This is a genomic window from Aeromonas sp. AE23HZ002T15 (assembly GCF_054165525.2).
Genome location: NZ_CM201342.1, coordinates 954,447 through 967,941 on the forward strand (window position 1 = coordinate 954,447; position 13,495 = coordinate 967,941).

The 13,495-nt window shown below is 60.9% G+C and carries 13 protein-coding genes and 1 tRNA gene; 5 read left to right on the forward strand and 9 right to left on the reverse strand.

What is annotated here, in order from left to right:
• The first annotated feature begins 65 nt into the window (after window positions 1–65).
• Complete coding sequence (locus ACT5M9_RS04330) at window positions 66–1,010, forward strand: amino acid ABC transporter permease (protein WP_457981427.1); 945 nt, start codon at window positions 66–68, stop codon at window positions 1,008–1,010.
• Window positions 1,011–1,099: 89 nt separating this feature from the next.
• The gene (locus ACT5M9_RS04335) at window positions 1,100–1,843 is read left to right on the forward strand and encodes an amino acid ABC transporter ATP-binding protein (RefSeq protein WP_457981425.1); all 744 of its coding nucleotides are present in this window, start codon (window positions 1,100–1,102) and stop codon (window positions 1,841–1,843) included.
• A gap of 70 nt (window positions 1,844–1,913) precedes the next feature.
• Here the strand turns inward: ACT5M9_RS04335 and ACT5M9_RS04340 are convergent, their stop codons facing one another.
• Window positions 1,914–2,282 carry a hypothetical protein gene (locus ACT5M9_RS04340; RefSeq protein ID WP_438548930.1) on the reverse strand — a complete coding sequence of 123 codons (369 nt, stop codon included), beginning with the start codon at window positions 2,280–2,282 and terminating at the stop codon, window positions 1,914–1,916.
• A 178-nt stretch (window positions 2,283–2,460) separates the two neighbouring features.
• Between ACT5M9_RS04340 and ACT5M9_RS04345 the strand changes: the two genes are divergently transcribed.
• Window positions 2,461–3,300, forward strand: a complete 840-nt coding sequence (locus ACT5M9_RS04345) for a sterol desaturase family protein (RefSeq protein ID WP_457981664.1) — start codon at window positions 2,461–2,463, stop codon at window positions 3,298–3,300.
• A gap of 68 nt (window positions 3,301–3,368) precedes the next feature.
• Here ACT5M9_RS04345 and ACT5M9_RS04350 read toward each other — a convergent pair whose 3' ends face one another.
• The 7 genes from ACT5M9_RS04350 to tadA all read right to left on the reverse strand — a co-directional run bounded on the left by ACT5M9_RS04350 (window position 3,369) and on the right by tadA (window position 12,120).
• Window positions 3,369–3,911, reverse strand: coding sequence for a hypothetical protein (locus tag ACT5M9_RS04350; protein WP_457981423.1), 543 nt, complete (start codon window positions 3,909–3,911; stop codon window positions 3,369–3,371).
• Between the two features lie 158 nt (window positions 3,912–4,069).
• Window positions 4,070–5,401 carry a polyamine export protein PaeA gene (paeA, locus tag ACT5M9_RS04355; protein ID WP_438548928.1) on the reverse strand — a complete coding sequence of 444 codons (1,332 nt, stop codon included), beginning with the start codon at window positions 5,399–5,401 and terminating at the stop codon, window positions 4,070–4,072.
• A 193-nt stretch (window positions 5,402–5,594) separates the two neighbouring features.
• Complete coding sequence (gene phoU / locus ACT5M9_RS04360) at window positions 5,595–6,305, reverse strand: phosphate signaling complex protein PhoU (RefSeq protein WP_438548927.1); 711 nt, start codon at window positions 6,303–6,305, stop codon at window positions 5,595–5,597.
• Window positions 6,306–6,414: 109 nt separating this feature from the next.
• Window positions 6,415–7,233 (reverse strand): phosphate ABC transporter ATP-binding protein PstB, encoded by an 819-nt coding sequence (pstB, locus tag ACT5M9_RS04365; RefSeq protein ID WP_438548926.1) that lies wholly within the window; start codon window positions 7,231–7,233, stop codon window positions 6,415–6,417.
• 194 nt (window positions 7,234–7,427) lie between these two features.
• A complete protein-coding gene (pstA, locus tag ACT5M9_RS04370) occupies window positions 7,428–9,077 on the reverse strand; it encodes a phosphate ABC transporter permease PstA (RefSeq protein WP_457981421.1) in 1,650 nt (549 codons plus the stop codon).
• A gap of 32 nt (window positions 9,078–9,109) precedes the next feature.
• Window positions 9,110–11,347: an ABC transporter permease family protein gene (locus ACT5M9_RS04375; RefSeq protein ID WP_457981419.1), complete on the reverse strand. Its 2,238-nt coding sequence runs from the start codon at window positions 11,345–11,347 to the stop codon at window positions 9,110–9,112.
• Window positions 11,348–11,607: 260 nt separating this feature from the next.
• Entirely contained in the window at window positions 11,608–12,120 is a 513-nt protein-coding gene (tadA, locus tag ACT5M9_RS04380) for a tRNA adenosine(34) deaminase TadA (RefSeq protein ID WP_457981662.1), read from the reverse strand.
• Between the two features lie 272 nt (window positions 12,121–12,392).
• Here tadA and ACT5M9_RS04385 point away from each other — a divergent pair.
• A tRNA-Pro gene (locus ACT5M9_RS04385) sits at window positions 12,393–12,469 on the forward strand.
• A 338-nt stretch (window positions 12,470–12,807) separates the two neighbouring features.
• Entirely contained in the window at window positions 12,808–12,942 is a 135-nt protein-coding gene (locus tag ACT5M9_RS04390) for a hypothetical protein (protein WP_438548923.1), read from the forward strand.
• 262 nt (window positions 12,943–13,204) lie between these two features.
• On the opposite strand, the gene ACT5M9_RS04395 is transcribed toward ACT5M9_RS04390, so the two are convergent.
• Window positions 13,205–13,447 (reverse strand): hypothetical protein, encoded by a 243-nt coding sequence (locus ACT5M9_RS04395; protein WP_457981417.1) that lies wholly within the window; start codon window positions 13,445–13,447, stop codon window positions 13,205–13,207.
• Between the last annotated feature and the right edge of the window lie 48 nt (window positions 13,448–13,495).

A 13,495-nucleotide genomic window follows, 5' to 3' on the forward strand; every position in this document is an offset into this window, starting at 1 on the left:
AGTCTTTTCCCACAATAACGACAAGAGAGGTTGTGACAGTGATCAACCCCAAATCCACAAGACAGATGGAAAAACAGCCCAACCAGCTACTCTGGCACGGCGTCTTTCTGCTGATGCTGCTGGTCGCCGTCTTTTGCATCTACAAGGCCGTGCAGGCCGTCGATTACACCTGGCGCTGGGAGCGCATCCCCCAGTACATCGCCTATCAGGCCGAACAGAAACATTTTGCCGAATTTGATGGCACCGTGGTCGCAGAAAAGGGACAACTCTTCCTGCAAGACGATGCCGATGCCAGCCGTCGTCAGGCCATCGCCCCCCAGGGCGTGCAGGTAGCAGAAGGGGATACCGTCTTCCTCGGTGATACGCTCGACACTCAGTTAAGCTGGACCGCCGGCCCCATCGCCTGGGGTGTCTGGATGACGGTCAAGCTCTCCCTGGTGGCTGGCGTCTTCGCCATCCTGCTGGGCACCCTGGCGGGGCTTGCCCGCCTCTCCCCCAATCCCGCCCTGCGCAACCTGGCGGTGACCTATGTGGAGCTTATTCGCGGCACCCCGCTGCTGGTGCAGATCTTCATCGTCTACTTCTTTATCGGCACCGTATTAAATCTGGATCGCTTCACCGCCGGGGTGGCGGCGCTGGCGGTCTTCACCGGCGCCTACGTGGCGGAAATCGTGCGTGCCGGCATCACCTCCATCCACAAGGGGCAGATGGAGGCGGGCCGCAGCCTTGGCATGACCTCGGCCCAGACCATGCGCTACGTGATCCTGCCCCAGGCCTTCAAGCGCGTGCTGCCGCCGCTGGCGGGCCAGTTCATCAACCTCATCAAGGACTCCTCCCTGGTCTCCGTCATCTCCATCACGGACTTGACCAAGGCCGGGCGCGAGGTGGTGAGCTCCACCTTCAGCCCGTTCGAGGTGTGGTTCACCGTGGCCCTGCTCTATCTGGTTCTCACCGGTACCCTCTCCTTCCTGGTCCGCCGTCTCGAGGTGAAATATGCGAAAAGCAACTGACTCTATCGTTCGAGCCCGGCAGGAGTCTCAACACTTTGCGACGACCGGCACACCCCGCGCCTTTCCGGCCCGGCAGTTGGAGGTGACATATGCAGAAAGCCACTGATCCCATCATCAAGGCGACGGGCGTCGAGAAGTTTTACGGCAGCGAGGTCCATGCCCTCAAGAACGTCAGCACCCAGGTGGCCGAAGGGGAGGTAGTGGTGATAGTAGGGCCGAGCGGATCCGGAAAATCCACCTTCCTGCGCACCCTCAACCAGCTGGAGACCATCAACGACGGCCACATAGTGGTGGACGGCATCAGCCTGACCGAGCCCGGTGACGTCAACAAGCTGCGGGAAGAGGTGGGCATGGTGTTCCAGTCCTTCAACCTCTTCCCCCACCTCAGCGTGCTGGACAACATCAGTCTGGCCCCCCAGAAGGTGCGGGGGCTCTCCCGCGCAGAGGCCGAAGAGAGAGCCAAGGCGCTGCTGCTCAAGGTAGGCCTCTCCAACAAGGCCCAGAGCTACCCCTCCCAGCTCTCCGGCGGCCAGCAGCAACGGGTGGCCATCGCCCGGGCGCTCGCCATGCAGCCCCGCATCATGCTGTTCGACGAGCCCACCAGCGCCCTGGATCCCGAGATGGTGGGGGAGGTGCTGGACGTGATGAAAGGGTTGGCGAAAGAGGGTATGACCATGGTGGTGGTGACCCACGAGATGGGCTTCGCCCGGGAGGTGGCGGACCGGGTACTCTTCATGGAGAGCGGCGAGCTGCTGGTGGACGAGAAGCCCGGCGACTTCTTCGACAATCCCCCCTCCCCCCGCCTGCGTCAGTTCCTGAGCCAGGTGCTCTAATCCTGCAAATCAGCTGACAGAAGAGGGAGCCCAGGCTCCCTCTTCTCATTCAGACGACACCAGGCCACCATCAGAAACGATAGTTGCTCACCAGCCCCACATAGTGCGCCTCGGGCAGCACCACGGGTGCCAGCAGCCAGCGATCCGTGCCGTAGGCGCCCAGGGCGGCCCCCAGCGCATTGGCGCCCGCATCCAGGGCCGAGAAGTCATCCCCCGATGCTTGCTCGACCAGCTCGCCGGCGATGCCGATGCCGGTGGAGACGCCAAAACCGATCCAGCCCCTGTGTTCCCGATAGCCAAAGTGATCCGCAATGGCCGTAAAGCCCGCCCCCATGGCCGCACCGCCGGCAAAATGACTCAGCTCGCTGTTGAAACTGTCATTGGCCCCTGCACTCGCGGTCAACAGGCTGAGCATGACGCAAACCTGGTTTGCTCTCATTCTCTCCTCCTCAGCTGACATCATGCCGCTCGTGGCGCCACAGACTCTGGCGCCCGTCCCTTCAGTCTACGTGAAGATCCCGACCGGCAGAGGCCAGGGCTGGAAGCCATGAAATGTTAATGAATTTTTAAATCTCTTCGGTATGCTGGACACCAACTGGTCCAACCGGATGACTGACATGGATGTGCAACTGCTGCTGCTCTACCTCTCCCCCCTCTTTCTGGCCTTCGTCGGCTGGGAGATGCTCTACCTGCGCAAACACGGCGCCGCCTTCCCCACCGCCGGTTATCAATGGCGGGATCTGTTCGCCAATGCCTCCCTGGCCCTGATGCACCAGGGAGGCGATGCCCTGGCGGCCATCGCCATCGCCTACCTCTACGACGGGCTCTGGGGCTGGCGGCTGCTGGATATCGAGCTCAATCTCTGGAGCCTGCTGCTGCTGTTCCTGCTGCAGGATCTCTGTTACTGGCTGTTCCACTTCGCGAGCCACCATGTGCGCTGGCTCTGGGCCTCCCACGTGGTGCATCACAGCTCGGAGCGACTCAACCTCTCCACCGCCTTTCGCCAAAGCCTGATGTACCCGATCTCCGGCATGTGGCTGTTCTGGATCCCCATGATCCTCATCGGCTTCCCCCCCGAGGCCGTGGTCGCCACCGTGCTGCTGAGCCTGGGCTTCCAGTTTTTCGTCCACACCCAGGTGGTGGGCAAGCTGGGCTGGCTCGAGGTCATCTTCAACACCCCCTCCCACCACAGGGTGCACCACGCCAGCAACGCCAAGTACATAGACCGCAACTTCGCCGGCGTGCTCATCATCTGGGATCGGATGTTCGGCACCTTCGTGGAGGAGGACCCCGGAGAGCCCTGCCGCTTCGGCATCACCAAGCCCATCCACAGCTTCAACCCCCTCACCCTCACCTTCCACGAGTGGCGCGACATGCTGAGGGAGGCGCGAGGCCTGCCCTGGCGCGAGAAGCTCAAGGTGCTGTTTGGCAAGCCGGCGGGCCCTGCCGCCTCCTGAGCCGGCTCAGCGCCAGAAACAGATGAGGCCACCCCGGGGTGGCCTCATGCATTCTATCTTTGGGTGGATTAGCGCCCCGCCAGCACCCGCTTGGTCTGCTTGACCCAGTCGGAGACGCGCCCCTGCTGGGAGTAGCCTTGCCAGATCTGCTCCCACTGGGCGGGGCTCAAGGGACGACCCAGCCTGCGCTGAACCCCGGCGTAGAGGTAGTCGTGGGCCGTGGTACGGGCCTGGATCGAGGTGAGGAACTTGGAGACAGGGTCCGTCAGACGCACGTCCCGCATGCCGAGCAGGGGGTAGTCGCTGTGCACCGCCGCCAGCATGGTCTCGCGCATGGCCGATTCGATGTAGCCGCGGGCAAACAGGGCCGTCACCGACTCCAGCGACCCTTGATCCGGGCCGTGGTACTCCTCGTCGAACACAGGGTTCGGCTCCGCCACGGCACTCTGCACCACGGCGTCGGGATCGGGCTGGGGCGCCACCACGGCAGCCTCTGGGGCAACGGACTTGGGCGCGGCGGCTGGTTTTCGCGGCGCGCTCTGGCTACAGGCCCCGAGGGCCAGGGCCAGGGCCACACAGCCAAGGGCACGGGAATAAGACGGCATCTTCATGACTCCTGAACGACCTTCTCGGTCACTATGGTTTCCATTCATGGGTTCCACTTGGCCAGGCTGCTTGTCACCCGGCCCTTTCAACTTGTTGTGCGCGCATATTATCGAAAAACGGCCCATATAGGGCCATTTTTATGCACTGAGGCGAGCGCTGCCACTCAAGCCGCCGGGTGCGACTCCTGGGGCAACTTGTCGGCGGCCACGGGCTCGACCCGGGTCACCAGCAGCTGATCGATCTTGTAGCTGTCGATGTCTACGACTTCGAATTTGTAGCCCGCGTACTTCACCGAATCGGTGCGCTTGGGGATCTTGCGCAGCATGTACATGATGAAGCCGGCGATGGTCTCGTAGTTCTGGTTCTCCGGGAACTCCTCGATGTCGAAGGCCCGCATCACGTCCGAGATGGGGGTTACCCCGTCCACCAGCCAGGAGTTCTCGTCCCGCTGGACGATCTGCTCCTCCACCACGTGGGTGGCCCACTCCCCCATGACGGTGCTCATCAGGTCGTTCATGGTAACGATCCCCACCACCAGGGCGTACTCGTTCATCACCACGGCGAAGTCCCCGCGATGATTCTTGAAGTACTCCATCGCCTCGTAGAGGTTCAGGGTGTCGGGGATGATGATGACGCTCTGCACCAGGGAGCCGCTGTTGAGATCGATGCTCTGACCGCCAATGACCCGGATCAGCAGCTCCTTGGAGTCGACGAAGCCCTTGATACTGTCGAGGTTGTGGTCACACACCAGGAACTTGTTGTGGGGATGCTCGGCTATCTTCGCCTTGATGCTCTCCTCCCCCTCTTGCAGGGTGAAGTAGATGAGGCTCTCACGGGCCGTCATGGCGGACGTCACCCCGAGGGATTGCAGCTCGAACACGTTCTCGATGAGCTGATGCTCCTCGCGCTGGATGACGCCCGCTTCAGCACCCGCATCCATCACCGCATAGATATCGTCCGAGGTGATCTCGTCGTTGCGCACCATGGAGATGTGCAGCAGGCGGAACAGGCCGTTGGCCATGCCGTTGAACAGCCAGACCAGGGGCATCAACAGGGTGACGCACAGCATCATGGGGCGCACGACGATGACGGCGATCCGCTCCGGCATGGTCATGGCAAGGCGCTTTGGCATCAGATCCGCGATCAGGATGAACATGCCGGTGACGAACACGAAGGAGGCGGCTGAGCTTATCTCCGAGAGCCAGGGGCCCTGATAAAACTCGGAGATGAAGGTCTTGATGGCAGGGTTCAGGGCGGACTCGCCCAGGATGCCGCCCAGGATGGCGACGGTGTTGAGACCGATCTGCACCACGGTAAAGAAGTTGCCCGGCTGGGCCTGCAGCGCCAGCACCTTTTCGGCATGGCGGTTGCCCTCGTCGGCCATCACCTGCAACTTGATCTTGCGGGAGGCGGCGAGAGAGATCTCGGAGAGCGAGAAGAACACGCTGCTGGCGACCAGCAACATCAGGAAAAACAGACTATCGGCAAAACTCATGATTGACCTATTGCGACAGCCGCCTTGACACAAGACGGCAAACTGGGCCCGGGAAACCGGGCCGTGAGTCCATCCGGGACTCACACAGGGGCCATATTCTAGCAGATAAAGCCCCCATGGGGTGGCGTTATCTTAAGATGACTCTCAATGCAACAAAAAAGGCGCTTTACGCGCCTTTTTATTCACTTCTTGCTCAGTGCTTGCCCAGCAGGTCGCTCAGCTCATCCGCCTTGGTGTGGCGCACGTCCTTGCCCTTGACGTAGTAGACGATGTACTCGCAGATGTGCTGGCAGCGATCGCCGACCCGCTCGATGGCCCGCGCCGCCCAGAGCACGTTCAGCACCTGGGGTATGGTGCGGGGATCTTCCATCATGTAGGTCATCAGCTCGCGGATGATGGACTCGTACTCCCGGTCCACCTTGTCATCTTCCTTGTAGACGACGATGGCCGCATCCAGATCCATGCGCGCGAAGGCGTCTAGCACGTCGTGCAGCATCTTGATGGTACGGCGGCCCATGTTCTCGAGCGACACCAGCGGCGGCTGCGGCTTGTTGGCGTTGTCGGTCAGCATGCGGGCGATCTTGTCCGCCACGTCGCCGATGCGCTCCAGATCCGTGATGGTCTTGATGATGGCCATCACCAGCCGCAAATCGGAGGCGGTGGGCTGACGCTTGGCGATGATGCGAGTGCACTCTTCGTCGATGGCCACTTCCATGGCGTTGACCTTGTGGTCGTTGGCCACGATTTTGCGCGCCGCGTCCAGATCCTGGGTGTGAATGGCTGCGATGGCGTCGGTCAGCTGCTGCTCCACCAGGCCCCCCATCACCAGCACCTGGTTGCGGACGTTCTCCAGCTCGGCATTGAACTGACCGGAGATGTGTTTATTGAGGTTCATATTATCCATACGAGTAATCCTTGATGCTCCGATTATGCCTTAGCCGTTGAACCGACTACCAATCTGTTCACTGATATTCATGCGCTTCATCCCCTTGCCCCTGTTCCCTGCGACGACCTTAGCCATAACGGCCCGTGATGTAGTCTTCGGTCTTCTTCTTGGCCGGGGTGGTGAAGATGGTGTTGGTGTTCGAATACTCGATGAGCTCCCCCATGTACATGAAGGCGGTCTGATCCGAGACCCGGGCCGCCTGCTGCATGTTGTGGGTGACGATGACCACGGTGAACTGGCTCTTGAGCTCGTTGATCAGCTCCTCGATGGTCAGGGTGGAGATGGGGTCGAGCGCCGAGGTCGGTTCATCGAGCAGCAGCACCTCCGGCTCGATGGCGATGGCACGGGCGATGACCAGACGCTGCTGCTGACCACCGGACAGGCCGAAGGCGTTGTCGTGCAGGCGATCCTTCACCTCCTCCCAGAGGGCGGCGCCGCGCAGTGAGCGCTCGGCCGCCTCATCCAGGGTGCGTCTGTCGTTGATGCCCTGCAGGCGCAGGCCATAGACCACGTTCTCGTAGATGGACTTCGGGAAGGGGTTGGGACGCTGGAACACCATGCCCACCTGACGGCGCAGGGCGGAGACATCCACCCCCTTGTCATAGATGTTGTGGCCGTGCAGCTGGATCTCCCCCTCGATGCGGCAGATATCCACCAGATCGTTCATCCGGTTGATGCAGCGCAGCAGGGTTGACTTGCCGCAGCCGGACGGGCCGATGAAGGCGGTCACCTGACCTTTCGGGATCTTCATGTTGACGTTGAACAGGGCCTGCTTGTTGCCGTAGTACAGGTTGAGATCCTTGACCTCGAGGGCCGTCTGCTCAGGAGTCAGGTTGAGCAAGTCGGTCGCGGTATGCTGGGTCGAGTTCGGTGTTACGTTGATCATCTATTACCTCAATCTATTCAAGGTGGCCGGAGCGACTCCAGCGACCGTCTCATGCGTTGTTTCGAAGGTGCGACCCGCCCTCGGGCCACACCTTCCTCATCTCAGTCTGGGTCAGCCGGATCAATGTTCCAGCGACCGGAATGTCTCGCGTAAATGGTTCCGGATGCCCGTGATACCGGTCAGCTTCACCTGCATCAATGTTCCAAAGAGCGGAATTTCTCGCGCAGGTGGTTACGTATTCCGATGGCGGTCAGGTTCAGACCCACGATCACCGTCACCAGCAGGAAGGAGGTGGCATAGACCAGGGGACGCGCCGCCTCGACGTTCGGGCTCTGGAAGCCCACGTCATAGATGTGGAAGCCCAGGTGCATGAATTTGCGCTCCACGTGCAGGTACGGGAAGTTGCCATCCATCGGCAGGGTCGGCGCCAGTTTCACCACCCCCACCAGCATCAGGGGCGCCACTTCACCAGCCGCACGCGCTATCGCCAGGATAAGGCCGGTCATGATGGCCGGGCTCGCCATGGGCAACACGATGCGCCACAGGGTCTCGGCCTGGGTGGCCCCCAGGGCCAGGGAGCCCTGGCGTATGGTGCTCGGGATCCGGGCCAGCCCCTCTTCGGTGGAGACGATCACCACCGGCAGGGTCAGGATGGCCAGGGTCAGGGCCGACCAGATGACGCCGGGGGAACCAAAGGTCGGGCTCGGCAGCGCCTCGGGGTAGAACAACTGGTCTAACGAACCACCGAGCGTGTAGACGAAGAAGCCCAGACCGAACACCCCGTACACGATGGAGGGCACCCCCGCCAGGTTGATCACCGCGATGCGGATGATCTTGGTCAGGCTGTTCTTGCCCGCGTATTCGTGCAGGTAGACCGCCGCCACCACCCCGAGCGGGGTCACTATGATGGCCATCAGCAGGACCATGAAGACGGTGCCGAAGATGGCTGGGAAGACGCCGCCCTCGGTGTTGGCCTCACGGGGATCGTCGGAGACGAACTTGCCTATCTGGTGGAACCAGTGCCCCACCTTGGCCGGCAGGCTCATGTCGTTGGGCCAGACCACGTCCAGCACCCTGGACATGGGCATGGTCACCAGCTCGCCGCGCATGTCCTTGACGGTAATGGAGTCCCTGTCAGCCTGGGTACGCAGGGAGAAGAGCTCCTTCTCCAGCACCTGGTAATTGTCGTTGAGGGCCTGACGCTGACGTGCCAGATCGGCCTTGAGTTCGTCGGTCAGCTTGCCTTCCAGCTCGGCCTTGCGCTCCTTGAGGCGCAGCCGCTCCAACTGGTAGTTGATGCTGCCGATGTCACCCTTTTGCAGATCATTGGCTTTCTCGGACAGGGCGTTGGCACGCTCCAGCACCCGCTGCAGGGCGGGATGCAGGTCCTCGGTCAGCGCCTTGCCATCCTCCTTCACCCCGACGATGTAACCGTAGAAGTTGCCGTTGGTGGTGCGCTCGACCATGGCGAGCTCGGCCGGCTGGGTCTGGGACTTGATGTCCGTCTCCAGGATCCAGCGAAAATCGAGGTCGACGAACTCCCGGTTGCCGGTCTTGACCAGGTAGCGGGTCAGCAGCTCGCGCTCTTCCCCGGCCAGGGCCAGCCCGGCGGAGCGCAGCCGCTCCACCGGCACCTGCTCGCGGTCGTTGATCTCGCCGATGAGCACGCTCTTGTTGCCCTGCTCATCCTGCAGTTGCCACTCATAGATGGGGTGAGGCCAGAAGTAGACCAGCCCACGCCAGCCTATCAGCAGCAACAGGCCCAGTACGGCGACCAGACTCAGGCTGACGGCACCGCCTGTCATCCAGATCCAGGGAGCCCCTGATTTAAACCACTTACCCATTGTCGATTCCTTGTCCATGACAGAGTCGTTCCTTACAGAGAGCTGTATTTTTCACGCAGCCGCTGACGCACGAACTCTGCCAGGGTGTTGAACATAAAGGTGAATACAAACAGGACGAAGGCCGCGAGGAACAATACCCGGTAGTGGGAGCTGCCCACTTCCGATTCCGGCATCTCCACGGCTATGTTCGCCGCCAGGGTGCGCAGCCCCTGGAACATGGAGAAGTCCATGATGGGGGTGTTGCCGGTGGCCATCAGCACTATCATGGTCTCGCCCACGGCGCGGCCAAGGCCCATCATCACCGCCGAGAAGATGCCCGGACTCGCGGTCAGGATCACCACACGGCTCAGGGTCTGCCAGGGGGTCGCACCCAGCGCCAGTGAGCCCTGGGTGAGGTGCTTGGGCACCGAGAAGACCGCATCTTCGGCGATGGAGAAGATGGTGGGGATGACCGCAAAGCCCATGGCGATGCCGACCACCAGGGAGTTGCGCTGGTCAAACTTGATGCCCATCTCGTGGGTCAGCCAGATGCGCGAATCCCCGTGCATGAAGGCGTTCTCGATGAGCGGGCTCAGGGCGAAGGCCCCCCAACCGATGAAGAGCAGCACAGGAATGAGCAGGATGGCGTGCCAGCCGTCCGGCAGCCAGGTGCGGCCGCGCTCCGGCAGGTAGTTCCAGATAAGCGCCGTCAGCAGCATGCCCATGGGCAGCAGGATCAGCAGCAATATCACCCCGGGCAGGGCCCCTTCGATGATGGGGGCGAGCCAGAGACCGGCCAGGAACCCCAGGATCACGGTCGGCAGGGCCGCCATGATTTCCACCGTCGGCTTGACGTATTTGCGCAGACCCGCCGACATGAAGTAGGCGGTATAGATGGCACCGGCGACGCCCAGCGGCACCGCAAATACCATGGCGTAGAAGGAGGCCTTGAGGGTCCCGAATACCAGGGGCACCAGGCTCAGCTTGGCTTCGAAGTCGTTGCTCGCCGAGGTGGACTGCCACACATACATGGGCTCGGGGTAGCCTTCGTACCACACCTGCTGCCAGAGCGCCGACCAGGTCACCTCGGGGTGATCGTTCTCCACATCAAACAGCTTGAACCCATCCCCTTGCTGGGCCAGCAGGAGGTTGTGGCGCGGGGAGATGGCGAGCGCCGCCATGGCGCCGCCTTCCACCTTCTCGGTCAGCAGCTTGGTCTCGCCGGTGGCGTGGAAGAAGTTGATGGTCCCATCCTGCGCCGCACTGATGAAGCCCTTGCGAAAATGCTCGGGAGTCAGCAGTGCCACGGCGCCATCGCCCTTGAAGTCACGGATCTGGGTAAACTGGCGCTTGCCATCCTTCGCCACTTCGAACCACTGGGAGATGACACCGTTATCGTTGCCCACCAGCAGGGAAGAGGCACCGGAGAGCAGCTCGACCCGGGTCACGTTGGCATCGGGGGCGTTGATCTCCATGACATCCCGCAGGGAGATATCGTTCAGGTTGTGAATGTCGTAAACGGAGAGACGGTTGCCATCGCGCACGAACAGGATGCGCAGGTTCGGGGTCAGCAACATCTGATCCACGTGACGCGGCAGGGAGGGAATGGCGTAGTTCTCGCTGCTCCACTCGATCTCGCCAGAGAGGAAGTTCTCCTCGCCGCTCATCACCGTCATCACACCGCGGCCGTCTTCGGTCACGGCAGCGGCGGCCATCTTGTCCTTGGTCGCCTCGAACACCAGGCGTGTCAGGGCCTTGCCTTGCGGATCCACCACCATGGGCTCATCGCCGAAGGGATGCTGCAGGCTGGGCTCGATGACCCGCACGTCGTTGGGATAGGAGACCTTGAAAGCGGGCTGGACCACCAGCGCCTTGCCATCGGCGAAGCCGTAGGCGATGAGTTTCTGGCCTGGGGCCGGAGCCGCCACCGAGGTGATCTGGCCGGCCACCTGGCTCTGACCCAGCACCTGACCCACCTTGAGGTTGCCATCGGCCTGGACGGCGAAGAAGCTGACCTGGCCCTGGTCGCTGAAGCGGTAACCGATCTCGTTCTGCTCCTCGACACCGAGCCAGGCGGTCTTACCCTGCACCGGCAGCGTGAAGGAGGAGGTCGCTTCCATGCTGGCGCCATTGAAGATGGGCTTCACCACGTAGAGCAGATAGAAGAAAATAAGCAATAAGGCCACCAGCACCAGACCACCACCCGTGGTGACCCCGTACTTGGCCAACTTGTCCTTGATCCGGCGTTTTCTACTGCCCGCCATGACCAGGTTGATCGATTCCGATGACATGCAAAACCTCAATGTGAGCTAGGCTTGGCGGCATTATATGGCGGTTGCATGACAGTTTTGTTACATGAAGACGCCGATGAGGCGCTTCTTTTCGGGGCGGGAAACCGGGCCGATCGGCCGATAAATAGGGAGTGCTTCTCCCAACTTATAAATAGGCAAGGCACCCAGGGACGAGAAGGGGCCAGGTTGCTCCGCCCTACATAGGCAAAGCCCCAAATAGGCCAGGCCCCAAGGGGACGGGGACAGAGAGCCCCGCCAGATCAGGCTGAGGGGAGTTCCGTTGGCTTGGCGGCCTGCTTCGCCGCCTTCTTTTCGGCGCGGCGCCGCTTGAAGAAAGCAGACAGCTGGGCCGAGCAAGCCTCGGCCAGCACGCCCCCTTGCAGTTCAACCCTGTGGTTGTGACGAGGGTCCTGCAGGATCTCGAACACAGATCCCGCCGCTCCCGTCTTCAGATCCTTGGCCCCATAGACCACCCGTTTGACCCGGCTGTGAATGAGGGCGCCGGCGCACATGCAGCAGGGCTCCAGGGTCACGTAGAGCACGGTATCGAGCAGCCGGTAATTCTGCAGCCGCTCACCGGCCGCGCGGATCGCCATGATCTCCGCATGGGCGCAGGCGTCGTGCTCGCTGATGGAGCGATTCCACCCCTCCCCCACGACCTCACCGTCCAGCACCAGCACGGCACCGACCGGGATCTCGCCGATCCCCTCTGCCTTGTTGGCCAGCGCCATCGCATGCCGCATCCAGCGCTCGTCTTGCGCCGTCTGGCTCATCTCGTCACTCTTCTCTGATGGCGTCACGCCCGCTCCTCTCTCGTCAATCCCGGATATTCTGGCCACGGGCAAGGGTTGTTGCTGCCGCAGCAGGCTGCGCACGCATGGCGCTGTGCCGAGTGGGCGGCGATTATGCCAAATCTCCCGCCGGCGCCCAAGTTGCATCGACTCTGAACAATAAAGAAGCAGTCGGCATCTCTCTGATAAAAAAGGAGTTGCGTCCGCAGAGCCAGTTCATTAGACTCCTTTCCAGTCAGCCGAGCTGACTCCGTCGGTGTGTAGCGCAGCCAGGTAGCGCATCTGCATGGGGTGTAGAGGGTCGGAGGTTCGAATCCTCTCACACCGACCAAATTCCCCGAAAATAGCCCAGTCCCTCGACTGGGCTATTTTTTTATTCGCGTGTCCCGACACCTCCTGCATGTCACCCTCCTCCATCACAGTCCATCGACGCTCTGTTTCTTAGGGCGCTTTATCCCTGTTTTTTTCTGATATGGCTGTTTTCACTGCGCATTCATGCTGCCATCAAGGGAAAACACAGCGGCGGCATGTTTTTTATACAGAACCGCTTGAAGCTTTCTGAAAGTCTCGCTAGGATACGCCACTTTTCCGCCGGCCATGCAAACAGGGAGGTGGATATTCGGGTGAGGGAGTCACCAACCGGCTTGCAATCCAATGAGGCAAGCACCCATGACGCAAGCAGTTGATACCCAACCCGACCAGCCCCTGCTCCCGACCCCGGCCAGCGAATCCGGCAGCACAGAACACGGCAACATGGTACACCTCGACGTGATCGATCTCGCCGCCCCGGACGAGGACTATTGAGAGACGCTCAGCCCTCCCCCCTGGTCAATGCCCCCTCCATGAGGGGCTTCTTTTCCCTCTCATACCCCATCCGGAAGTGCTTCCTTCCCCCGATGTTTAAAATAACAACAAAACGCTACTAAACACCAAATCAACAGCATAATCAGCTAGTCCATTCTGTTGCCCCCTCGCCTCCGAACCATCGGCCCTCCGATACAAACCTACGTTATTGCCCGTCATTTTCAGGGGGCATGCCCGCCTGCGACGCTTGCTCGATTTTCAGTCATTCAGTTTTAAACAGCAGTTCATCATCAAGCCCTCTGCTGAGTTGGACGCCGACTGAGTTTGTGATGGGAATTTCATACAGATGTTTTTTCAAAGCCTGGAGTGAGGTCGGGATTTGTTTTTGCATTGGTAATTTTATTACGTAATAAATTACATTTTCGATTCCTGACCCCATCCCCGCCCCCACCCTCTGGCGAAGCCTAGAGGTGAGAGCATAACCATCTGCACAGAGCTTTTGCACTAATCACATAAATCCATTAAAAACAGCATCTTAACTATCAGTAAAAAA